This is a genomic window from Pseudoxanthomonas sp. SE1, from assembly GCF_029542205.1.
GTDB lineage: Bacteria > Pseudomonadota > Gammaproteobacteria > Xanthomonadales > Xanthomonadaceae > Pseudoxanthomonas_A.
On the sequence record NZ_CP113783.1, the window covers coordinates 1,411,677 to 1,434,205 of the forward strand.

General features: G+C 66.7%; 24 protein-coding genes and 1 tRNA gene. 2 read left to right on the forward strand and 23 right to left on the reverse strand.

What is annotated here, in order from left to right; translation table 11 throughout:
* The first annotated feature begins 17 nt into the window (after window positions 1–17).
* Window positions 18–94, forward strand: a tRNA-His gene (locus OY559_RS06520).
* Here the strand turns inward: OY559_RS06520 and OY559_RS06525 are convergent.
* The 3 genes from OY559_RS06525 to OY559_RS06535 all read right to left on the reverse strand — a co-directional run bounded on the left by OY559_RS06525 (window position 83) and on the right by OY559_RS06535 (window position 3,499).
* On the reverse strand, window positions 83–1,654 hold the full coding sequence (locus OY559_RS06525; RefSeq protein WP_277729243.1) for a recombinase family protein: 1,572 nt from the start codon (window positions 1,652–1,654) through the stop codon (window positions 83–85). The genes OY559_RS06520 and OY559_RS06525 overlap by 12 nt on opposite strands.
* Window positions 1,651–1,983, reverse strand: a complete 333-nt coding sequence (locus tag OY559_RS06530; protein ID WP_277729244.1) for a hypothetical protein — start codon at window positions 1,981–1,983, stop codon at window positions 1,651–1,653. Before OY559_RS06530 ends, OY559_RS06525 begins: the two co-directional genes overlap by 4 nt.
* A 448-nt stretch (window positions 1,984–2,431) precedes the next feature.
* Window positions 2,432–3,499 (reverse strand): tyrosine-type recombinase/integrase, encoded by a 1,068-nt coding sequence (locus OY559_RS06535; RefSeq protein ID WP_277729245.1) that lies wholly within the window; start codon window positions 3,497–3,499, stop codon window positions 2,432–2,434.
* A gap of 558 nt (window positions 3,500–4,057) precedes the next feature.
* Between OY559_RS06535 and OY559_RS06540 the strand changes: the two genes are divergently transcribed.
* Window positions 4,058–4,297 (forward strand): hypothetical protein, encoded by a 240-nt coding sequence (locus OY559_RS06540; RefSeq protein WP_277729246.1) that lies wholly within the window; start codon window positions 4,058–4,060, stop codon window positions 4,295–4,297.
* 190 nt (window positions 4,298–4,487) lie between these two features.
* On the opposite strand, the gene OY559_RS06545 is transcribed toward OY559_RS06540, so the two are convergent.
* The 20 genes from OY559_RS06545 to OY559_RS06640 all read right to left on the reverse strand — a co-directional run bounded on the left by OY559_RS06545 (window position 4,488) and on the right by OY559_RS06640 (window position 22,509).
* Window positions 4,488–4,904, reverse strand: coding sequence for a hypothetical protein (locus tag OY559_RS06545; protein WP_277729247.1), 417 nt, complete (start codon window positions 4,902–4,904; stop codon window positions 4,488–4,490).
* Complete coding sequence (locus OY559_RS06550) at window positions 4,901–5,224, reverse strand: hypothetical protein (protein WP_277729248.1); 324 nt, start codon at window positions 5,222–5,224, stop codon at window positions 4,901–4,903. Before OY559_RS06550 ends, OY559_RS06545 begins: the two co-directional genes overlap by 4 nt.
* 2 nt (window positions 5,225–5,226) lie before the next feature.
* Entirely contained in the window at window positions 5,227–5,613 is a 387-nt protein-coding gene (locus OY559_RS06555) for a hypothetical protein (protein WP_277729249.1), read from the reverse strand.
* 4 nt (window positions 5,614–5,617) lie between these two features.
* Complete coding sequence (locus OY559_RS06560; protein WP_277729250.1) at window positions 5,618–6,079, reverse strand: N-acetylmuramoyl-L-alanine amidase; 462 nt, start codon at window positions 6,077–6,079, stop codon at window positions 5,618–5,620.
* A gap of 46 nt (window positions 6,080–6,125) precedes the next feature.
* Complete coding sequence (locus OY559_RS06565) at window positions 6,126–6,905, reverse strand: hypothetical protein (protein ID WP_277729251.1); 780 nt, start codon at window positions 6,903–6,905, stop codon at window positions 6,126–6,128.
* Window positions 6,899–7,120 (reverse strand): hypothetical protein, encoded by a 222-nt coding sequence (locus tag OY559_RS06570; RefSeq protein WP_277729252.1) that lies wholly within the window; start codon window positions 7,118–7,120, stop codon window positions 6,899–6,901. The genes OY559_RS06565 and OY559_RS06570 overlap by 7 nt, the downstream gene beginning before the upstream one ends.
* 2 nt (window positions 7,121–7,122) lie before the next feature.
* On the reverse strand, window positions 7,123–9,102 hold the full coding sequence (locus tag OY559_RS06575; RefSeq protein WP_277729253.1) for an SPRY domain-containing protein: 1,980 nt from the start codon (window positions 9,100–9,102) through the stop codon (window positions 7,123–7,125).
* Complete coding sequence (locus tag OY559_RS06580) at window positions 9,102–9,404, reverse strand: hypothetical protein (RefSeq protein ID WP_277729254.1); 303 nt, start codon at window positions 9,402–9,404, stop codon at window positions 9,102–9,104. Before OY559_RS06580 ends, OY559_RS06575 begins: the two co-directional genes overlap by 1 nt.
* 13 nt (window positions 9,405–9,417) lie before the next feature.
* Window positions 9,418–9,615, reverse strand: a complete 198-nt coding sequence (locus OY559_RS06585; RefSeq protein WP_277729255.1) for a hypothetical protein — start codon at window positions 9,613–9,615, stop codon at window positions 9,418–9,420.
* Entirely contained in the window at window positions 9,612–10,259 is a 648-nt protein-coding gene (locus OY559_RS06590) for a hypothetical protein (RefSeq protein ID WP_277729256.1), read from the reverse strand. The genes OY559_RS06585 and OY559_RS06590 overlap by 4 nt, the downstream gene beginning before the upstream one ends.
* Window positions 10,260–10,269: 10 nt before the next feature.
* Entirely contained in the window at window positions 10,270–13,284 is a 3,015-nt protein-coding gene (locus tag OY559_RS06595; RefSeq protein WP_277729257.1) for a hypothetical protein, read from the reverse strand.
* A 314-nt stretch (window positions 13,285–13,598) separates the two neighbouring features.
* Window positions 13,599–18,317, reverse strand: coding sequence for a tape measure protein (locus tag OY559_RS06600; RefSeq protein ID WP_277729258.1), 4,719 nt, complete (start codon window positions 18,315–18,317; stop codon window positions 13,599–13,601).
* A 3-nt stretch (window positions 18,318–18,320) separates the two neighbouring features.
* Window positions 18,321–18,806: a DUF1799 domain-containing protein gene (locus OY559_RS06605; protein WP_277729259.1), complete on the reverse strand. Its 486-nt coding sequence runs from the start codon at window positions 18,804–18,806 to the stop codon at window positions 18,321–18,323.
* On the reverse strand, window positions 18,692–19,063 hold the full coding sequence (locus OY559_RS06610; RefSeq protein ID WP_277729260.1) for a hypothetical protein: 372 nt from the start codon (window positions 19,061–19,063) through the stop codon (window positions 18,692–18,694). Before OY559_RS06610 ends, OY559_RS06605 begins: the two co-directional genes overlap by 115 nt.
* An 85-nt stretch (window positions 19,064–19,148) precedes the next feature.
* Window positions 19,149–20,081 carry a hypothetical protein gene (locus OY559_RS06615; RefSeq protein WP_277729261.1) on the reverse strand — a complete coding sequence of 311 codons (933 nt, stop codon included), beginning with the start codon at window positions 20,079–20,081 and terminating at the stop codon, window positions 19,149–19,151.
* A gap of 77 nt (window positions 20,082–20,158) precedes the next feature.
* Complete coding sequence (locus tag OY559_RS06620; RefSeq protein WP_277729262.1) at window positions 20,159–20,344, reverse strand: hypothetical protein; 186 nt, start codon at window positions 20,342–20,344, stop codon at window positions 20,159–20,161.
* Between the two features lie 11 nt (window positions 20,345–20,355).
* Window positions 20,356–20,811, reverse strand: a complete 456-nt coding sequence (locus tag OY559_RS06625) for a hypothetical protein (protein WP_277729263.1) — start codon at window positions 20,809–20,811, stop codon at window positions 20,356–20,358.
* The gene (locus tag OY559_RS06630; RefSeq protein WP_277729264.1) at window positions 20,808–21,299 is read right to left on the reverse strand and encodes a hypothetical protein; all 492 of its coding nucleotides are present in this window, start codon (window positions 21,297–21,299) and stop codon (window positions 20,808–20,810) included. Before OY559_RS06630 ends, OY559_RS06625 begins: the two co-directional genes overlap by 4 nt.
* Window positions 21,299–21,931 carry a hypothetical protein gene (locus tag OY559_RS06635; RefSeq protein ID WP_277729265.1) on the reverse strand — a complete coding sequence of 211 codons (633 nt, stop codon included), beginning with the start codon at window positions 21,929–21,931 and terminating at the stop codon, window positions 21,299–21,301. The genes OY559_RS06630 and OY559_RS06635 overlap by 1 nt, the downstream gene beginning before the upstream one ends.
* Window positions 21,932–21,939: 8 nt before the next feature.
* Complete coding sequence (locus OY559_RS06640; RefSeq protein ID WP_277729266.1) at window positions 21,940–22,509, reverse strand: hypothetical protein; 570 nt, start codon at window positions 22,507–22,509, stop codon at window positions 21,940–21,942.
* Window positions 22,510–22,529: the final 20 nt, after the last annotated feature.

Here is a 22,529-nt window from a genome sequence, read left to right on the forward strand (position 1 = left end):
GGATGCAGGTTTCAGTGGTGGCTGTAGCTCAGCTGGTTAGAGTACTGGATTGTGATTCCAGATGTCGGGGGTTCGAGTCCCCTCAGCCACCCCATTTTTCTCTTCTATGAACCACGGTTCCCGCCCCAGCCACCGCGACAATTGCGCTGGGGATGTAGTCGATAGCCGCTGAATCTGCGCGGACGACGATCCCCCCGATGAATGACTGGTAGAAATTGCGCAGCCGGGCCGCGCTGCCGCTTTCCGTGAACAGGCTGCGCATTTCGGCCGCCAAGGTGTCCAGGTCGCCGGTGTCGATCGCCTGGGCGGGTGCCTCTTCGGAGTCCAGGGCCGCGATCTGCGCTTCCAGGCTCTTGGCCTGGGCGTTGTTCTCGCGCAGCCGTTCGGTCAAGTCGCCCAGGTTGGGGGCATCCCGTCCCATCTCTTCCAGGACGTCGTACAGGCGACCGTTGCGGCGCTTCACGTCCGTCAGCTGGGCCACCAGGGCTTGCCGGCGCTGGCGCTGTTCCCGCTGCCACTCGCCGGCCGTTTCCACTAGCCCACGGGCCATTTCGGCGAGGGATTCCCGGTCCAGGATGCGCTTGAACACCACGTCCGTCAGGAAGGCGTCCAGGGAATCGGCTGGCCACCGGCGCTTGTCGCAGGCGTCATTCTGGCGCCCGCGTCGGCAGGTGTAATAGCTATACGTGCCGCCATTGCCGCGGCCAATCTCCACCACCAGCGAGCCGCCGCACTTCTCACAGCGCAACAGGCCCGAAAACACATGGGTGCTTCTGCTTGTGCCGCGCGCGCTCTTGCTCTCTGCCGTGATATCCAGACTTGCCTGCACTTCATCCCACAGGGCGCGGTCGATGATCGGTTCGTGGGCCGCCACGATGATCCATTCATCTTTCGGGCGCTCCACGCCGGCGCGACGATCGAAGCGGTTAAACACCGTCTGCCCCAGCGCTACAGGGTTGCGCAGCATGTGCAGCACATTGTCCTTCTTCCACAGCTTGCCGCGGTACCGAATGCCCAGGTCGTTTAGCTTCATGGCGATGGACTTGCCGCCCAGCCCGGCCTTGCTCATTTCGAACACGCGCCGCACGTTTACCGCCTCTTCTGGCAATGGGACCAGCTTGCGCCGCTTCGGATTGTCCGGGGCCGGGACCGACACGTATCCGTAGGGTGAGATGCCCCCGGAGTGATAGCCCTGCTCTGCGTTCCGCAGCAGCGAACGCTTCGTGTCCATTGCGGTCTGTCGTGACTTCATTTCATCGAACAGTTCCAGCACGCCGTCCATCATCCAGCCGGCATCGGTGGTGCGATCCACCGCCATATCCAGGTAGACCAGGCCGACGCCAGCACGGTCAAGCTGGCCCTTGAACAGGATGGCTTCGAACCGGTTGCGGGCGAAGCGAGCGCTTGACCAGGTGATGAAGTAGTCGACGCCCATCGTCACCGCGTATTCCACGGCGGCTTCGAAGGCAGGCCGGTTGCCGGCTTTGAACGCGCTGCGGCCTTCGTCCTGGAAAATGCGATCGATTGTCGCGCCAAGATCCTCGGCGCGTCGGCGTGCGGCCTCGATCTGAGCTGGAATAGAAACCTCAGCCTCTGCCTGCTTTTTGTCGCTCACACGCGCGTAAACCACCGCGCGCTTCTTCGTCTCCATCATGCTGAAACGCCCCTGATGATGTGTTCAATCTGATGATCGGTCAGCGCCAAGCCGGTCAGCTTGGCCACTTCGTTGAAGATCTGTTTCTTGCTGAGCCCGCGCGCCGCCAGGGACCGCACCAGCTGATTGCGTTGATACCGATACAGCAGCGAAATATCCGGGATGGTGGTGCGGTTGCGGCCATCCATGAAGTCGCGGTTGGACGACATCACCGCCCACGCTGTCAGGAAGTTTTCGTAGCCGATTGCGTCAGCCACGCGCACCCACACGGCGCCCAGGCCGATCTGCCGCAGTTCTTCCACCCGGGGGTCGCGGTCGCCGGGCGTCACTGGCGCCGGCGCCGGCGGCGCCCAAAGGGCGCCAGCAAAAGCACTGCAACTGCCTGGAGACCCACCCCCCCCCCTGAGTCCAGGGCAAGCGAGGCCCTGCCGAGCCCCCCCCCTGGTCACCTGCAGGACTGAGGCCCGGGGCAGGGTCGCCCTGGGCGGTGGACCTGGTCATTCCCGGATTCGAACTGCGGTTTTCGATGGACATCGGAGCGGCAACCCCTTGGCACACCGACATTCTGGGGTAGCAGAGACCGTCTGAATTGCGGGTTCCTACAGACCCCGCAGTTCCACCAGGGGGCAGGGGAGGCCCAGGCGTTCAGATAGTTTGCCCGCTTTCAAGGCCGTTTCCGGGCACCTGCACCCCCGCCCGACAACACTAGCTTTCGGAGAGATCACGGGCGCGCGGTCTCGGATTTCTACACGCCGGCGCGTGGACGTGCATGTGCGTTCACGCCTTCACCGCGCGATCTAGCGAGCGCAGGGAATCCAGCAGCGGCCCCTTCATCTTGGCCAGCGGGTTGGCGCGATCGACTTCACGGCGCAGCTTGCGGGCCGCGATGTGGGCGTAGATCTCTGTGCTGTCTGCAGACGCGTGGCCCATCAGGGTCTGGTGCGTCACCTGGCTCACGTCATCCTCCGCAAGCTCAGCACCGAAGAGGTGACGCAGGGCGTGCGGGTGCGCGACGTCGACGGGCACGCCAGCTTCGGCGCATCGCTCTTTCACCATCTGCTGGATGTACGTGGCGCTGATGCGCCTGGCCTCGCCGTAGTAGTCCGCCGGCGACACGCTGTTGTTGTTCTGCGTGACGAACAGCACCCGATCGCCATCGGGCAACGTGCGCGGTATCGCGCGCATCTCTTCGTGGCCAAGGTAGGCGCGCAACAGCATGGCCGCTTCCCTGGGCACGGGCTGCAGGCGTTCGCGGTTTCCCTTCTCGACCACTCGGATGGCCAGGGCTTCGCGTCGCTTGTCGTCGGTGTGCCACACCAGGGCCGATTCGTTGAGCGATCGCAGGCCACTGAGGCGGAAGCCGCAGCCCATGAACAGCATCAGGATGCAGCTATCGCGCACGCCCAGCCAGGTGCTGATGTCGGGCGTCATCAGCAGCTTTTCCGCATGGTGCAGCTGCATGGCCTTCGGCAGCGGTCGACCCGCACGCGGTTGCACCAGGGCGGCCGCGGCGTTGGCCACGCCTGGCTGTGTGGAGCTCGCCCAGGCGAAGAAGCCGCGCAGTGCGGACACCAGCGGGCGACGCGCGCGCGGCGTCAGCTTCAGCGAATGCGAGTAGAGACCAGCGAACAGTTCCAGGTCGGCCAGCGTGGGCCGCATCGGATCCACCGTGTCTTCGGGCGCCAGCTTGGGATCCTTCGGCGGTTCGGTGACCCACGCGGCGTATCGCTCGAGGAAACAGCGGTACTTCGTGACGGTCGCTTTCGACCGGCCGTTGTTCATCTGCAGCCAGGTGCACCAGCGGTCCAGGGCTTCGTTGAACGCTTTCAGGGAGGGGTCGGGCATTTCTGGCGTGGGAGCGTGGGAGGTTGCGGATTGTGATCAGAAGGTGAAGGCAATCAGCAACTTACCGTCCCACGTTCCCCCACGTTTACGGGTTTGCCGCAATTCAAAACGTGGGACGTGTTTTCAAACGATTGTTTGATTCGTGGGGATTCGCCCATCCCGCGTGTGACCGCCTCCCGCGCCCTTTCTCTTCTCTCTCTCTCTCAAATTGAAGAAGAAGAGAGAGATATAGAGGGCCCGGCGTCGATTTCGCATGGTGGGAGTTTTGGGTTGAAACGTGGGGATTTTCAGCGCGGACGTGTGACCCTGATTCATTCGGAATCAATCAGATAGACGGATTCTATCGCTTCGTCCCACGCTGCTGCGCCGCCCCTCCCCCTTCCGGTGCGCTTTTCGGACGGTGCCGGCGGCTTTCTCGCGGTGGGGTCCGGGGCCGTCGTCGGGCGAAGGTCGGGCCCGTGCCCGTGGTGACCAGGTGGGCCGGAAGGGGCGGTCGCTGGGGATTTCGTATGTGCCTATACAATGCGGGGAACCGCACACCTGGATCCCGACGCCGCCATGACCGAACCTGCACGCCGCGGACGCCCGCGCATCCATCCGGCGGGCCTGTCGCCCAGCGATCGCGCGGACCTGTGGCAGCAGGATCTGAAGCGCAGCGGTGGCCACAGGCTCGCCGTGAACCTCAATCGCAGCGCGTGGCGCGCGCTCCAGCGGATGGCGGCGCCTGGCGATCGCGGGCCGCTACTGGAACGCCTGGTGCTCGAGGAAGCCCGCCGCCGGCGTCTGCCGGCGGACTAGCCGTCAACGGATGCGGCCGGCCGCGCGCTCGCGGTCCAGACAATCCGCCACTTCGCCGCGCTTCGTGACCTCGATCGTGGCCACGCCGGCCCAGCGCCGCGCATAGGCGGCCCAGCGGCGTGCATACGCTCGCCAGGCGCGCCAGTCGGCGGTGGTGGGCTCCTGCAGGCCGCGGGCGGCCGGCGCGGGCTCAGCGGCCGCGCGCTCGCTGCAGTCGATCCGCGGCGGCTCGATAGCCGCCTTCGGCGTCCTCCAGCTCGCGCACGACGTCGTCACCAGCACCAGGCTGATCGTCAGCAGGATGGCTCGCATGTTCGATTCTCCCGGCGGCGGCTTCGGTGGTCACGCGCAGGTCGATGGTTGCCGAGTCCATCGAAGCGCGGGTGGTGGTGGCGTTGGCGGCGCCGACGTCGCCGCTGGCGGCGTTTGCCTGGGCGGTCTTGGCCGCGGCGATCGCGTCCGCCGCCTGGCCAGCGCGCCAGTGCAGATATGCGGCGTAGCCCAGGGCGACCAGGAAGATCAGCACCAGCAGGCCCCACAGCACGGTGCGCGCGATCGCCTTGGCGGTGTCGATCGGGTTCGGGGGTACGGGGACGGGAATGGTCACGGCGTGGGGTCCTCCACGGCTTGCTGTTCGGCCTGGCGCTCCGCTTCGCGCTGCCGGCGGATCTCCGAATGGGCGCGCAGCGCCATGACCACGGCCAGCGATAAGGCAAGCAGCGCCAGTTCGGGTTCGGCCGTCAGCTGCTGGCGGCTCAGGATGCGAGCGATCATGAAGAGGCAGCCGGCCACCATGCCGGCCCTGGCCAGGCGGCGAACGTGCCAGCGCAGTTCGGTGGGGCGGCCGCGTAGAAGATCCGCGGCGACCGTGGCGCAGATGGTGACGAACAGGCCGGCGAGCGCCAGCAGTGCGAAGGTCAGGGACATGGTCAGCGGGCTCCGTCAGTTCGCTTCCACCCCGAAGCGATGCGTTTCCCCTGTTCCCATAGGAAGCGGATGCTGAGCCCCAGGACGGCGGCACGCGCCCACAGTTCGATGTTGCCGGTCCACTGCAGCAACGGAATGTGCGGCACGACTGCGGCGACGACGGCCGCAGCGAAACCCATGGCCAGGATCCCGTAGATGACCTTGCGGACTTCCTTCGGCTGCTTCTCGGGTTCGAAGTAGAAGGACATGGCCGCGCCGGCCAGCGCGGCCGCCCACGCCCAGGGGGAGAACGTGTAGGCGGCGGCGCTGACGCCGGCGGTGGCCACGCCCTTGCTGATGGTCGACGGTGCGTTGGCCAGCAGCACGCCCAGGAGGGTTTCGAACTTCATCGGATCAGGTCCACGCCGGCGTGCCGAAGCCATTGGCGGCCAGCCAATCGCGCACGCTGAAGGAAGGGCATGCCTTGCCGGGCTGCACGTCACGGTGGCCCAGGATCCGCGTGACGCCGGGATGGTCCTTCTGCAGCTGCACCAGCAGCTTCTTCAGCGACTTGAACTGCGCCGCGGTGAAGTTGTTCACCGCCAGGCCTTTCGGCCCGCCGGTGTCGACGCCGCCGACCAGGCAGACGCCGATCGAATGTGCGTTGTGGCCTGCAGCGTGCGCACCGGCCTGCGCGATCGGGCGGCCGGTCTCCACCGTGCCGTCGCGGCGGATCACGAAGTGATAGCCGATATCGGCCCATCCGTTGCCCTTCGGTGGCGGCAGCGTGTGCCAGGCGCGGATCTCGCGCACACCGACGTCCATCGCAGCGGGCGTGGCCGAACAGTGGACCAGAACTAGGTTGATCTTTCGCATGTCGCCACGATCGCCGACGCCGGCGACGCGCAGCCACGGGATGCAGTCACGTCGCCGGCGGGATCTCGCGGAATGCCGGCGACCAGCGCCACCAGGGACCGCGCACCTGCTCGATGTCGCCCAGCACGTCGGTGTAGCCGTACACCGCGGATTCGTGCAGCTTCGCCGCGTCGACCACGCCACTGCCGGCGGCGGTCTCCCATCGTGGGATGGCCACGCAACGCGCGGCCCGCGTCAGCGCATACCGCAAACGCGCCCAATCCATGCCGTTGGCCAGGCCACCGCCGCGCACGCGGGCTTCCGTGTCCATGCTGAGGGTCACAGGGAGGCGGCGATACGGCCGGCGTTCGTCGGCGAAGATCTGCATGCCCACGGTTTCGGACACCACGGTGGGATCCACCAGGGAGATCTTCCAGCCCGCATCGATGCGCACGGATACCGCCGGCATCACCACCAGTTCGCCGATCTCGATCACGCCCTGCGTCGTCGTGATCACCACGCTGACGCTGGCCGTCGCAGCTGCTGCAGGTACCACCAGCCAGCACGCCACGGATCCGTCCTGCAGGCGGCGCGTGACGCCGCTGGCGCCGGCGGCCGCAACGGTGACGCCCTCGGGAAGATTCAGGCCCAGCAGCGCGATCACGCGGACCACGATCGCGCTGGCCAGCGTGATGTTGATCGTCGGGCTGCCGCTGGTGCGCTGGATCCGCGTGGCACGCGCAGGCTTGCCGTCGAACATGGCCGCGCCGGCGTCGGTGGTCAGCCAGGAAGCGCCGGCGGCGAGGGAAACGGCGTTCACCGCCGGCATGCTGTACCCGATCAACACTGCAGATCTCCTTCCGGCGCCCAGCCGAACACGTGGAATTCCGGCGCAAGGGGTTGCATCGCCCATTCGCCGGCGTAAGGGCCGCGCTCAATCCTCCAGGCTGCGACCCACTCTGAAGGTCGGCCGATCAGCGTGGCCACGCCTGGCGCAAGGTCATCGGTCCGCCGCGGCTGGAATGTTGCCTGGACGCGCTGGAATTGTTCGGTGATCGGCACGGCTAACCCCACAGGATCAGGGTGGTGTCGCCGTTCGCCGGGTTGCGCAGGCGGCTGCGCACCAGCACCTTCTTGCCGCTGGCCAGGCCGTAGCGCGGATGCGTGATGCGGCCGACCTGGCCAGGCTTCGGATTGAAATCGGATCCGCCTTTCAGGCGCAGCACCATCGTGAAGCGCGGCGTGCCATACATGGCCACAACGCGATCGATTTCCGTCTGCGCGTCCTGGGCACGCCAGAAGAGCGACACGATCGGTTCGGCTGAGTCGGCATGCTGATAGCGGCGCGGCAGTGGGCCGCCGCCATACACCTGGCCGCGCCACAGCCCCATCAGTTCATCGCGCCGCGGCTGCGGCAGGTCGACCATGTCCGTGACCAGTTCGCCGGCGCCCAGCGCCTGGGCGTTGGGCCGGTAGGCCATGCGACGCGTCAGGCCGGGCGCCAGGTCTGGCGTGCAGATCAGATCGCTGTCGAGATCCGCGCGCGTCAGGTCGAAGGCCAGCGTGCCGCCGTAGGTGTCCGGCGCGATGATGCGGGAAAAGCGCAGCACGCCGTCATCGTCCTGCCACCACCAGGCGCCCCAGCTGGGCAAAGCCCGCGCCAGCGCCGCGCGCGCCCAGCCGCCCTCGCCGGATTCCCTGGTGTAGTAGCCGATGCCGGCGTAGCCGGTTGCTGCGTCGATCGCACTGGCGTCCGCACTGGACCAGGCAGATTTCCGGACGCGGCCGAACACGCCCTGCAGGAACTGCAGCAGCGTCGCCGGCTGCATGCCGGCGCCGATGCTGGACACGTCGCAGACGACGGGCCCCACCGGCGGGCTGGTCATGGCCAGCTGCTGCGCGTCAGGCGTCACGGTGTACGTGCCGGCCTCCATGATGTCGCCGCGGTCCATCACCGTGGCCACGTGCGCCAGCGGCGCGTCCGCGACGTACAGCACCGTGCCGTCGCTGTTTGCCGGCAACGCGGGCACGCTGGCCACGGCACCGATCACCACCGGCTGGGGCGTCCACGCCAAGGCGGGCAGGTTGCCCAGGAAGACGCCGCGGGCCAGGGATTGGTCCAGGTCGTCGTGCGCGTCGCTCAGCATCAGCTTCTTGCTGCTGTCGCTCTGCAGCTCGATGCGCTCCACCACGTAGCGGCCGACCGTGACGGCGCCGGCGACGCTGCCGCCGCGGTCAGCCAGGCGGATGGCCACCGGCGTGCCACGAAGATCTTCCAGCGCCATGCTGTCCAGCAGGCCGTCCGGATCCACGATGTCCGCCGTCGCGCTGCCGGCGCGGGTCGGTGGATCTCCCGACCAGGGCCAGAAGCCGATCTCCGCGGCGGTGGTGACGCCCGACAACAGCAACCCTTCGTAGCGCGCATGCGCGGGCGCATCGCCGGCGTCGCTCAGGAAGTCCCAATCGGCCAGCCTGGCGCTGGCGCTGGCCGCGGCAACGGCTGGCCAGCCTGCAGCTGCTGCAGGGCCTGCTGCAGGCCACTGGCCAGCGTTCACGGCGCACACCAGGCCGCCGGCGGTTGGCGGTGCGATCGACACAGCGAAATGCCAGGTTGTGCCCGCCGGCAGGTTGCGGGCGTGCACCAGCGTCGCGCCCTTGTAGAAGGCGATCGTGGGCGTCGCGCTGACCAGGTCGATGGCAACGCCGACGATGTCCCCCTTGGCGATCGCCGGCAGCCCTGCGGCCACCTGCACACCGTTCACCCACACCTGGCCATCGTGAAGCGCCCAGGCCACGCCGGCGTTTCCCACGGCGCTGTTGTAGGCGGCGCCTGCCTGCACGACGCCGATATCACCGAAAACGGCTGCATCGCCCCACAGGGTGAATTCGGCACCGCGCACGCCGGTGGAATGCCCCACGTCGCTGCGTGCATTACGCGAACCGTTTATCCCGTCGGCAGTGGTGACCACCGTCTGGCCACCGTCGCGGGCCGCCATCGCCGGGCCGATCGGCGCCGCGGCGAAGCGGGCATAGGCCTGAGGCATCAGGCCTCCGGAAGCGGTTCGCGGCTCAGCTGCACGCGTTCGCTGGCGGCGCGGGCCAGATAGTTGGCAGCCACCGGATCAATCAGGCCTTCGAACCGCTGCCATAGAACGCCGTCCACACGCTCATAGTGGCGCGAGGCGCGCAACACGAAGCCAGCGCCATCCAGGCGGGCAATGCGCTGGAACATCGCTTCGGCCTCGCTGCTGTCTTCGAAACTGATGGTCTGGCCCTGCGACAGAAGGTTCATCACACGGATGTCTTCCGGCTCGGCGTTGGTCAGGAAATCTTCGTAGCTGATCATGGCTGTGGGGCTCCTATCGTGATTCGGCTTCGCGCTGCTTGCGCAGGCGTTCGTCGCGCTCGAGCGCCATCAGTCGCGTCTCCACACTGGTGGGTGTAGGCGCGGAGGGGCGCGGGATCTGCAGGCGCTTTTCCAGGCGCCGGACGCGGCGCCACAGCAGCGCCAGGGCAGCAATCGCAGCGGCGGCGATTAGCACGCATGCCGCGCTCATGCTTCGATCACCGTCGCGTCTTCCGGCGGATCCGCCGGCGACGTCGGCAACGTGGGCGCCGGCGGCGGTGGTGTCAGGTCGGCCGGCTTCTCTGCCCACTGCGGATCCTCCTTCTTGCGGAAGGCGAAGCCGGAACGCAGGTCGCTGGTGTTCAGGACACGCAGCAGGTTTTCGACCTTCGCCCGCGCCGTACCATCCGCGAAGCCCTCCTGCCAGCGCCACGCCTGGCCAGCGCCTTTTTGCGCGGTCGGATCCCATACCAGGTCGCCGTAGCTTTCGCCCTTCCAGTTCGGGCGGCCATCGAAGCGGGCCATCGTCATCAGATCTTCCGCGGTGACTTCGCCGGTGTGGCGCACCCATGCATCGTCCATTTCGATCGTGTCGCCGATGCTGTCCTGGTGAACGGTGTGCGTGGTGGTGTTGCTGCGGCTGGCGTAGCCGTTCGGCGCTTGCTTGAATGTGCCGTCTTCGCTCATCTCCCAGGCCTGGGCGGTCATGTGGTAGTGGTCGGCCTTCACGCTCAGGTCCACTTCCATCACAACGCGCATGAATACGCCGCTGTCCTGTTCGTGGAAGTCGCGCACCTCGACGTTCTCTGGCAGGCCGGTGGGGTAGCCGGGAAGTTGGATCTGCACAAGGTTCACTGCGTATTCCTCACGGTTTGTACTGCGCGTTGTGGGTGGCGATCGCGACGCCGGCGGACTCGCCCGCCAGGAACATGCGATTGCCCAAGTCGACTTTGACTACCTGGCGTCGACCCATGAACTGCAGATCGCTGACCAGTTCCAGCGAAAGACGGTCGCCGCGCTGCACTAGCACCAGCTGGCCCAACATCTGCGGTGTATGTTTCACACGACCGTCCGGCAAATCCATGGGTGTCGATGCGCTCTGCACGACGCTGGCGCCGGACGTGGTCACCAGGCGGTAGCAGTCCTCGGCGCCGATCGCGATGGCGCGCACCGCATGCTCTTCGACGCGCGCACCTGGCACACGCACGTTGATGCACGGCACCATGTCGCCGGGCTGCAGATCGCGCACCAGCCGGCCGTCAGGCAGCACGGTATCGAAGTCCACGCACCAGTCGCCCGGGTTGCCGGTGCCCGGCCCGCCACCGGTACCGGTGCCGCTGGTGGGAATCGTGATGTTGCCGATGATGATCGCGCCTTCACCCGCCTGTTGGGCGTTCAGGACATTGGTCTGCGCGTAGTAGGTGCGGGTGCCACCGTCCAGGAAGGGATCCAGTGTGAAGATGATGTAGGTCACGCCTTGGGTGAGGCCCGTGACCGCGTTCGTCACCGCGTTGTAGGTAACCGATTCGCCACTGACGTTCGTCGTGTGCGCGTTCACGGTGACTTGGCCGGAGCTATTCGCCGATAGAGCGGTGGCATTGCGAACTGATGCGATGCCTGCGACCAGGGAGGCGCGGCTATTGCGTGCGCCGGCGAGCATGATGCGGCTGCCTCGGACATTGAGCCCGATGCGGCGCACGCCCCCGTCCATAGCCAAGTCGATGTTGCCCGTGCGGCCGTAGGTCGTGCCGTCGGTGATGACGTTTTGGTCAAGCGTGGTCTGGCGGCGGATGTTGCACTGGCGGAAGCGTGCGTGGTGCGTTGCCCAGGGCATCGTTACGTTCGCGCCGGTGGTGTTGTTCCACTGCACGCCAACAATCGGGCGGACGTAGGCTGTGCCCGCTGGGATCTCAACCAGGTTTTCAGCCAGCCAGTAGCCCGCGTGATTGATCGCCTGCCGGCCGCCATAGCCGATATCGGCGCCATCCTTGTTGTAAAAATTCAGGCCCACGTAGGTGAAGATGTCGATGCCGGCCGGGCGCGGCGTACCGATGTCCACGACACCTTCCGATCGCACGATGAACTTTTCGCCCGGCTCTACCGCGAAGCGGTCACCGGTGCGAACGTAGACCTGGTTGGAACCCGGGCTGGCCGTGCCGCCGGCGTCGCCGATGAACAGCTGCATCTGATTGCCGGACGCGAACGCTTCCAGCCCAACAGATACGGCGCTGGTGTATGCGCCGCCCACGCTGTCATTCATCCAGCCATCGGCGATGAACTCGCCCTGGATCGGCTGGTATTGCGCAACGGGGAACTGGCCCTTGTTCTGGCCAAAATTCCCGTTGGGCACGAAGCTTTCGCCGGTGCTGACGGCGCGAGGCTGGTCATCCGTGAAGGCCAGGCGGATGTTGTCGAACACCCAGAAGCCGGATGTGCAGCCGGTAACGATCAGGTTCGCGTGCGCCTTCACCGCGCCATAGGGCACGGTGATGCGGCCGGTCACCGTGCGCCAGTACGCGTTTGCCTGCTGGCCGGTCGAAGGGGCCGTGGACCAGGCGATGTTCTTTTCGCCGATGAACGCGCCGTCTTTGTTGTAGAACACTAAGCCAATGGCGCCTTCACCGTTGGCGATGTTCTGCCACCTGCCGACGCACCCGATGACGGACAACACCTGGCCGGGCCGCACCTGGATCGACTTGGCGTTGACGCAGCGGGCATTCGGAACGCCGAAGCTTGCGCTGAAGACCATGACCTGCGAACCGCTGATGGCGGCCGGGTTCGTCTCGGTGTACATGCCCGGGTCGCGCGACCAGTACAGATCCGCTTGTTCAAAGCTCGGGTTGAACACCAGCGAGTCCGTCGCCGATGCGAAGTCGTCCGCATTCTTCGACCAGCCCGTGCCGTTCCAGTAGAAGGTTTCCCGGTAGCTGGGGCGGTACCACATATCGCCGACGATGTAGGAACCGCCGGCGGGCGATGCGTCCTGGACGAACAGCCGAATGCGCGCGTTCGCTGTGGACTGCGCCGTGTTGGCCGAACTCTGCGCGGCCGCCGCGTCGATGATCGCCTGCGGCAAGCGATTGTCCGGCGACTCGACCCACGACGATCCGTTGCAGTACCACCAGCGGCCGTCATCGCTGTCCTGCCAGTAGTCGCCAAGCTTTGCGCCGGCGCCGCCGATCGCTGGCGCGGTCGGCTGACGGTAGATGTCGATCTGCCCATCAGCGGTAGCCTGCGCATTCTGCGCAGCGATCAGCGCCGCCAAGGAAATGCCGTTCGCCGTGCCGCGGCAATACGTGGACGCCTGCACCAGGTTGCCGTCCATAGGCTCGACCATGATGCCGTCGATGTCGATCGTGTCGCCTAGCGTCGTCGTGTCGAAATCGATGCGGAACATCATCGACGGCGACGTGTAGGCCGTTGGGTCTACCATGACGACCACGCGGCGCCAGGTTCCATCTGCCACGCAGGCCCAGCCAGACGTGCCGATGTGGGGGCTCACGCCGTCCCACACGAACAGATCGTGCGTTTTGGCGAAGCTGGCGGCGCTGGTCTTGTACCAGAATGAAACCAGGTACCGCTTCCCTGGGGTGCGGGGCACGTTCAGGCCGTTGCCCAGGTACAGGTAGCCTTCAGTGGAACCGCCGCCGCTGCGCGTCAGGCGCCAAGCGCCACCGGATCCGACCTTCGTATTTCCCGCGCCGGTGATGCGCGAGATCGTCAGGCCGTAGTTGGTCGTGACGGGAAGCGTGGCGCTTTCCAGCGTGCTGAACTGGTCCGGCAGCAGGTTCACGCCACTGCCGCCCACGTAGTTCAGCGGATCGTCCGGCGACTGCACCACCCACGCCGACCAGGTGCCGACCAGGCCGCGCACCTTCACCCGCACGCGCCAATGCGTGCGCGCCGATTCGTTGCTGTTGTAGACCAGGTCCGTGCCGCTGTAGACCACCTTGGACGTGCCGGGGGTGCCGGCGACGTCGGGGGCGCGCTCCACTTCGTAGATTGCGCGCGGCTCACTGCTGGCGTTCCAGCTGGCCTTCACGCCGCCCAGCTGCGCGGTGACGGCGAACCCGCCAGGCGCCGCCGGTGGTGGTGCCTGGTAGGGGATCGGCATCCAGGTGCCGCCTGGCGCGGTGGTGGGCGTCAACGCTGGCAAGTCGCCGGCGCCGATCTCCAGCAGCAGGACCTTGCCCATCAGCGCAACATCTCCAGCAGGCCCAATTCGTTGCGCGTAAGCCCGCCGCCAAGGCGATCACGGATGTCGCGCAGCAGGTCGTTTGTGACCGTGTTGGTCCCGCCGTTGCCCGCGTTCGGGTTGCCCGTGGTGTTGGACACTGGCGCGTTGCCACCAGTCGGCGGCGCCGGCGCCACCGGGTTGTATAGCAGCGCGAACAGCGCTGCAGCGATGCCATCAGGAAGGGCGCGCAGTTCGTCCGCCAGGTCGCCCATGGTGGTGCCGTCGTCCATGTCCAGTTCGGGCACGCCCATGCCTTCGATCAGGCCAGTTACCTGGCTATAGAGCGCGTTGTAGTCGGCGCCACTCGCGTACAGGTTGCGGCCCAGGCCCAGCGCGGTCTGCGACAGGGACGACACCTTGGACATATCGCCGGCGGCGGCCGCCGCCTGCAGCTGCTGCATGGCCTCCTGCAGCTTTTCGGCGTCCGTCATCGGGGAGTACTGGCTCAGCGATAGATCGCCCAGTAGGCTGTTGCGCTCTTCCTCCATCTGCCGCTGCAGGCCAGCCATGTTCATGGCGCGCAGTTGTTCGATCTTGGCCAGGTCTTCGGCACGGGCGCCCGACAGGCCCAGGGCGCGGGCGTAATCGTTGGCCGCCTTGATCTGATCGCGGTAGGTCAGTTCGATATCCAGCGCAGCGCGCTGCCAGTTGTTCAAGCCGGACGTGCGCAGTTCGGTTTCGACCCCCGACATCAGTCCGGCGTAGTTGCCCAGCAGCGTGGTCACGCGCTCGATCTCGCTGCCCAGGCTGGTGCCGTTCTCCGCGGCCAGCTTCTTGAAGTACTCCACCGCCCGGGCCACGTTCTCCATTTCCCAGCCCTGCAGGGAACGCCCCAATTCTTCCGCGCTGCCGGTCACCAGGGTGATGGCCGCAGACAGTGCGGTCATGATGTCGCTGGCCTTGTTTTCGTTGTCCAGCAGGCGGCCGAAGCCCAGGGCGCGCACCGACGACGCGGACAGGCTTTCCACCATCTTGGCGATCTCGGCTTCGATCTGCTGCTGAGCCTTCTCCGGATCCGCGTCCAGCTTGATCTTGCCGATGTTCACCCGCACGCCCGCCAGCTGCTTGCTGATGTCCACGCCCAGCTGCTTGGCCACCGACAGCGCGCCGCCCTTCACCGCGCGAATGGCGCCGTCGAAGGCGCGATCCACTTCATTGTCCAGGCCGGCGTATTCGGTCCAGTACTTCGAAGAGCGGAAGAGTCCGCCCTTTTGCTTGATGTCGGCGTAGGCCTGGCCACTGAAGCCGTCGAAGCCGTAGCTGCCGGTGATGCCCTGGGCCTGGATCTGCGGCTTCTTCCGGCCGAACAGCTTGGCGTGAATGGACGAACCCGAAAGGATGGACGAAATCTTGTCGCTGAACCCCAGCGAGCGGAACAGCTTATCGGCGTTGCCGACAGCGCCCAGCGTGGCCACCTTGCCCGCCCAGCTTTCGCCGTTGTTGATATCCCAGCCCTGATCGAACAGTTCGGCGTTCTTCATCATGCCGGCGATGATCCAGCCGATGATCGGGATGGCGGACGCCATGCCGCTGGCGCCGCCGGCGGCCGCGCCGCTGGCGCCGCTGACGCCCGTGGAAGCGTTCGCCATGCCGACCAGGCCGCCCCACGTGCCGCCCGCCGTGCTGGCCGCGCTCGCTGCGCCGGATCCGCCGAACAGGCTGCCGATGGCCGACATCCAGTTGCCGCCGCCCTGGGCGCTGCCGCCGCCGAACAGGCTGCCGATGTTCGACAGCCAGTTGCCCTTTCCGCCGGCGGAAAAGCCATTACCGCCGAACATGCCCATGATCGACTGCAGCATGTTGCCGCCGCCCTGGTTGCCGCCGCCGAACATGCCCATGATCGACTGCAGGAAGCCGCCGGTGCCGTTGTTGCCGTTGGCGAAGGCCTGGGAGATCTGCGCCTGGATCGGGATCACGATCTTCTGCTGCAGGAAGGTGCGCACCAGGTCGCCCACCAGCTGCTTGGCGATGTTCTTCAGCGAAGCGCCCAGCGACTTGAAGTCGCGCATGCCCGACATGATGAAGTCGGTGAACGCGTCGGCCACCGATTCGATCGACCGCAGCCAGGCGTTGCGGTATTCGTCGGAAATGTCCTTCTGCAGTTCCAGCCAGTTGCGCGCGTCGACCGCCGAGCCGTAGAGCTCGCGCAGCTGGGCGCGCTCCTGTTCGGTCAGGTCGATGGTGTCGCGCAGGCCCTGGGCGTGGAGCTCGCGGGCCCGGGTCTCGGCCTTCAGCATGCCTTCGGCGATCGCGCGTTCGCGCGCGCTCAGGCCAACGGCGCGCGTCTCACGCTGGTATTCCTCGACCAGGGAACCCACCACGTCCACGTTGCGATCGATGGCCGCCTGCTCGCGCTGCGCCATCTCCAGGCGCCGTTCGTGCGCCACCTTCGCTTCCTCGCGCGCCGCCTGCAGCTGGCGCTGGGCGTCCGCGTCCAGGCGGTTGTGCTTGATCAGATCCGCCTGGACCTTGTCGATGCGCTCCAGGGCGGCGGCGTATTCGTTGGCCGCCTTCTGGACCGGCCCGGCATAGACCGCCTGCTGGTCGCGCACCAGGTCATTCAGGGCACGCGTGGCCTGGGCGGCCGCGGCGTCGTCGCGGGTTTTCTCGCGCGTCACCCTGGCCGCGTCGCGCACCGCGCCGGTCTCCTGCTTGCGGGCTTCGGCGGCCGCTTCGCGCGCCTTGGCCAGCTGTTTCGTCACTTCGATCTCGGCCTGCATCGCGCGGCCGATCTCGGCCAGCTGCTGCTGGTCGAATGGCTTGCCGGTGGCGGCCTGGTTGGTGATCTGATACCCGACGCGGCGGCGGATGGCGGCTTCCTCGCCGCCCTGCACTCCGGCCAGCTGGATGTAGGCGTTCTGGATGTTCTTCGTGGCCTGGTCGACCAGCTTGGCCGATTCGGCCGCAGACGCGCCGACTTCGCGGATGCTGCTGGCGGCCACGCGCGCGGCGACTTCGGCGCCATAGAACCGTTCGATGATCGACTGCCACTGCGGAATCGCGTCGACCAGCAGGATCCGGCCTTCGCTCAGCTGCTGGGAAACGCCCATCAGTTCGGCGCGCAGTTTGGGGGATGCAGCCGTAAGGTCGGCGCTGGCCAGCACCAGCCCGGTGACGTTCTTCGCGGCCAGGTCGCTGCCCAGCTGCAGTTCGGTCAGCTGGCGGTTGTAGCTCTCGATGGCGGACGCGTTGCGCGCCACTTCCGCGGCGATGGACGGATCCGCGAAGCCGAAGCGCGCAACGGAACGCATGCTGCGGTCTGACAGGTCCTGCTGCGCGTCGGCGAGCTCGGCCAGCTTGGCCTTGATGCCATCGATCGCTTCGCCCACCTTGGCTTCCGACAGCGACAGGGCCGCATCGATGGACGGCGCGCGGTTGAACTCCTCGAGCGAACGGCGCGCCTCGCTGAAGCCCTGGCGCAGCGAATCCGTGGCGGCCTTGGCGGCGTCATCGCTCTGCCACAGCCAGGCCACCAGCAGCGTCACGGCCGACACCAGCAGCAGGATGGGGTTGGCGGACAGGAAGGTGAGGGCGGCGGCCAGGCCACGCGATGCGATCGCGGCAGCGGTCTGCGCGACCGTCAGGCGGGTGGTGGCACCCTGCAGGCCAACGACGCTGATCATGGCCGTGTTCACCACGGTGCTTTGCGCGATCCACAGCGCCTGCAGGAACTTCAGCCCCGCCTGCAGCTTGCCGCCGGCGTAGAAGACGGCGGCGACGGCGGCGAACTTGACCACCAGGCCGATGACCGTGCCCAGGTTTTCGGCCAGCGTGCCCAGGGAAACCGCGATCAGGCGCGACGCGCCGGCTGCCTGATCGGCTTCACCCACGTACACCATCAGGTTGTTGCGCAGCACCTGCCAGGCGCGGCTGATCGTCAGCGGCACCTGCGACGCTTCGTCGGCGATGCGGCGGGCGTTGTCGCCGGTCCACGCGCGCAGCAGCACGTCGGTGGTCAGAGCGCCTTCCTCGGCCAGCTTCTTCAGTTCCCCGCGTGGTACGCCGATCGATTCGGCCAGCGCCTTCATCAGGCGGGGCGCGGCTTCGTTCACGGCGTTGAACTCTTCGCCCCGCAGCGCGCCGGCGCCCAGCGCCTGGGACAGTTGCAGGACCGCGCTGGCGCTCTCCGCGGTGGTTGCACGGGAGACCAGCAGGCCCTGGTTGATGGTGCGGGTCAGTTCCGCGACCTTGGCCTGGCTGACGCCGTAGCGCTCCAGGGCCGCATAGCCGCGGTTGTACAGCGTCACCGTGGCGTCCAGGTCCTGGTAGGTCTGGTTGGAGATCTGCAGCAGCTGCTGGCCCACACGGCGCTGTTCGTCCAGGCCCTGCGTGACCTGGCTGATCTTGCCGCGGATGTCGGTGTAGGTATCGGCCATGCGGCCGAGCTCGCGCACGGAAAGGGTGATGCCCAGGCCGGCGAGGGTGGCGCGCAGGCCGCCCATGGACCGTTCCATGCCTTCGGTCTCGCGCTTCGCCCGGCCAGCGGCGCGGGCGTATTCGTCCACGTCCCCGCCCGCCTTGCGCGTGCGCTGCCCTGTCTCCGTCGCCTGCTTGCCCGTGCGGTCCAGCGCGTCGCCGAACTTGCGGACGTTGCCGGCGCCCGTGGTCAGCGTACCGGTCAGGCCCGTGCCGTCCGCCTTCAGGACGATGGTCAGGGTTTCGGTCGCGTTGGCCACGGGCTACTCCATTCGGCGGTTAAAGACGGGTGCGGCGACTTCCTCCATGACGCGGACGCCCCAAAGCACGTCCGGACGCAGCTTCATGTCGATGCCCAGCAGGTCGCACACGCTGGCGATCTCCGCGGCATCGATGCCTTCGTAGATCCGCACCGCGCCGGCGGCGCCCGCGACCATCTGCGTGCGCCATCGGCAGTGGGTAAAGACGCTGTAGGCGGGGACGTTCTCCTTCCACAGCGTCACCACGCGTTCGCCGTCGTTGCTGTTGACCTGGTCGGCCAGGTCGCGCGCGTCATCGATCGCGTCCTGGCTTACCCCCATCTCCGCCAGTTCTTCGGCGAACTCGTCATCGCTGCCTTCGTCAGGCAGCGCGTCTAGCCACGCGAGCGCTGCCGACGCGAGGTTTTCTCGTCGTAGCGCTCGGGACGAAAAGCCTTTAAAAAAGCGACCGCCCCCGCCGCAACGCACTCGGGCGACTTCTTCACCCATGCCAGCTGTTCGGCCGCATCCAGTTCCTGGTTACCGCCCTTGCCGATGCCGCGGACGCTTTCCAGGTACTTGTCCAACAGTTCGCCGTTGCTGTAGTCGTTTTCCGGATCCAGCAGATCCGTCAGTTCGTCCTGCGTGGGACGCTTGAACCTGCCGAAGAAGGAACCCTGCACCTTCGTGCCGCGGGTCGTGCCGAAAGACACCAGCACTTCGATTTCCACGCTCTCTTCGTACTGCTCGATATTGATGCCGCCCATGTGCTTCGTCTCCTTGCCGTTGGCGCTGCGGCCTTGGCGTTGGCGTTAGAGCGGCCGACCGCGGGCAGCGGCCGGCCGCGTGGGATCAGCGCACGATCACGCTGTATTCGGGGCCGCTGCCGTCCTGCACGAACGGGCCCTGCAGCTGCAGGGCGGCGATGTTCTGCACTTCCTGGCGTTGGGGCGACAGCAGCTGCGTCTTCGGCGCGGTGATCTCCACGATGTTGCCGGGGACCGTGCCGTGGATGTAGCTGAAGGCCATCAGGGTTTCGGCGTTCACGTCGTTGTAGAAGTTGTGCGTGCCCACGTCGGGCTCTTCCACCGTGCCCTGCCAGGTCGCCATGCGATCGACCTGCTGCACCTGCTCTTCTTCCGAATGTTCGTAGAACTCGACGCGCTGGCCGAAGTCCACGGACAGTTCGTGCAGGCCGGCCAGGTAGCTGCCCACTTCGAACTCCACCGTTTCAGCACGGAAGGCCTGAGGCTTGACGAAGGCAGACAGCACAGTTCCCAGGGCGGTGGGCTGGTCGACCACCGGACCGAACAGGCCGGTGAATTCGAACTGCAGCCACGGGTATTCCCGCTTGCGGCTGCTCATCTTCACCGTGCCGCGCGCGCCGGTGACCTTGTGCAGCGTGCGACCGACCAGCACCCACATGGTCAGACTGTTGGTGTCCTGGTCCTTGGGTTCGTAGGTCACGCTGGTGTCGGCCAGGATGGTTTCGGTGTGGCCACAGCCCAGCATCAGCACGCCCCAGGCAGGGGCCACGCCCGGGTCGCCACTGCCGGCCAGCGCGACTTCGCCGGTGATCTTCACGTGCTTGCCGACCATCGTGGCGGCCTTGGCGCCGAACAGTTCGGTGTCTACGTCGAATTCCAGCTGGTCGCCTTCCAGCGGCGAGATGGAAAGGTTCCGGGTCTGGATTGCATTCAGCGCGCCGGTGGGCGCGGCGTCGACGCCATAGGTGGCTTCGATCTTCGCCAGCAGCGCCTTCTTCTTGAAAAAAAGCTTGGCCATGTCGGTCTCCTAGTGCCCCGGCCTGAGACCGTCGTGGGGCGTTTTCAATCGGGGTGTGTAGCCGCGCGCACGCGCGATTACTTCTGCTCTTTTCGCTTGAACCGCGTCGCGTCGAAACGGGTTTCGGTGTTCGCCTGCTTGATGCGGTCCTGGCGGATCGCCTGCACGGCAGGATCGACCTTCTTGGCTTGCGCAGCAGCGGGTGCTGCGGTGGTGGTTTCGCCGGCGGCGCCGACATCGGTGGGGGTGGGCTTCTGGTTCATTGCGGGCTCCGTCAGTTGACTTCGAACACTTCCCAGGTGCTGACCACCCAGGCATAGGGGGTTTCGATCTGCTGGCTGTTGACTACCGACTGCAGCACCAGCGCCTGCAGGGGTTCGGTGGCCATGGCTTCATCGGCCAGCTGTTCCAGTTCGTGTATCAGCACGAATTCGGCTTCCTCGACGTCCAGGCCGGTGGCGCCGGTTTCCAGCAGCACCTGGCCCACGATGCTGATGCGCACGCGGCCGTTCTCCGACGCCCGCAGCACGTCGGTATCCATGCCGTTGTCGCTGGTTTCGTAGGGGTAGCGGGTGATGCCGCCGAACAGCACCATCCAGACGCCGCGGCGCAGGTCAGGATCCTGGCGCAGGGCGAAGTCCTTCCATTCGCGCGTTACCAGGCGGTCAGGGTTGATCTCGCCCAAGCGTTCGGTGATGGCCTGCAGGATGGGCAGGTATCGGGTACTCATGCGGGTCCGCCTTGTGCCAGGCCTTCACCGACTGCAGCGCGGATCAGGGCATTGATGCGATCGCGCTTGGCCTCCAGCGCAGGTTCGGCGAACGGCTGCGCCGGCACGCCGCGCTGGGCGATCGTGCGGCGGAACAGATGCGCCAGCTGCAGGCGCGTCATGCCGGGGGTGCGGGGGGTGATGCCCTTCATGCGGATCCAGTCGACCATTTCCGCCAGCGGCGGCCGGCCACCGGGGCCGGTGCCCTTCTCCTGGTAGTACGCGTGCCGCTTCGGAAAGGTGATGTGCTGTTCCAGCGGCGCCGGGTGGCTCACGCCCACGGATGTCACGATCTCGCTGCGGAACTTCGGGGCGCGCTGTTTGGCTTCGTTCGACGTTTCCAGGGCGCCGCGCCACAGTGCGCTGCCCACGCGCTGCAGCACCGCGCGATCACGGCCCAGGATCGCGGCTGCGATCGCCTGGGCGTTGTGGCTGATGCGCAGTTCCATCACTCGGCCTTGTTGAATTCGTCCAGAAATGCCTGGTAGAGCGCGGCCGCGGTCATGTTCTTGGGCTGGCTTTCGCCGCCCTGGCCAGCGCGCAGGGTGATGGGCTTGCTGTGGTTCCGGATCGTCAGTTCACGCATGGCTTCCGCCTTCGCGCGCAACAGCACCAGGTCCAGTTCGATGTCCGTCACGCTGGTGGCCTCGCCGGGGTCATCCGGAAGGGTGTGCGCGGCGAAGTAGTAGAACGGGAAGACAGCACCGAAGGCCGCGATCTGCGCTGCGTTCGGCGGTGGGGATAGATGCAGTTCCTGGGCGGTACCGGCGGCCACGAGGCGCAGCGTGGGCAACGGACCGCGCGGCATGTTCCAGGGCGCCGTCTGCAGCTCCTGGACGCCCCAGGGCGAGCCCTTCACCTGGATCAGATCCGCCGGCGCCGGATAGGCCACCTGGCCGGCTTCCAGTTGTAGCTGGCCCGCATGCGTCCGGGGACGCTTGCGCACGCCCACCGCGCGACCAGCGATGCGCAGATGCCGCAGGAAGTCCGCATCGTTGGGCGCGACGAAAAGCCCCGCTGAATCCATCAGCGAGGCCTTGTGCTGGGCGATCAGTTCCGCGGTGGTGTACGGGACGCCCACGGCCGCGATTACTCCTTCGCGCCTTCGGCCAGGATGGCTTCGGCTTCCTGCGCAGCCTTTTCGAACGCCACGATGACCGCTTCACGGTTCTGGTTCTCGCGCTCGACCTCGGCGCCCAGGCGGTAGCTGGCCAGGATCCGTTCCAGGTCCTCGCGCGGGGTCTCGCTGTGGTCGACGTTCGACAGGTTCGCCAGCAGCGTGGCTTCGTCCATATCCGCCAGATGTTCCTTCGCGCGCGCACGGTCGCGCTCGGCTTCGGTGGCCTGGTCCAAGCGGTCCAGTCGCTCGAGCTCCAGGGCCTGGATCAGCGTGCTGCGCGCCTTGTCGCCGCGGCCGCGCTCGGCCTCCAGCAGCTGGTCGATCTCTTCGGCCGGCCGATCCTTCAGCGATTCGACTACCTTGGCCACGCTGGTCTTTTCCAGGTACGCCACCAGGTCGACGGGCACGATCGTTTCTTCTTCCGCCGGCGGCGCGGGGATCAGCGTCGGATCCACCGGGCGGGTCTCGCCGGGCTTGATGTACGTGCCGCCGATATACACGCCGGTCTTGCCGGTGTTCGTGTAGGGGATGCGTTGCATGGGGTTCACTCCAGAAAGGG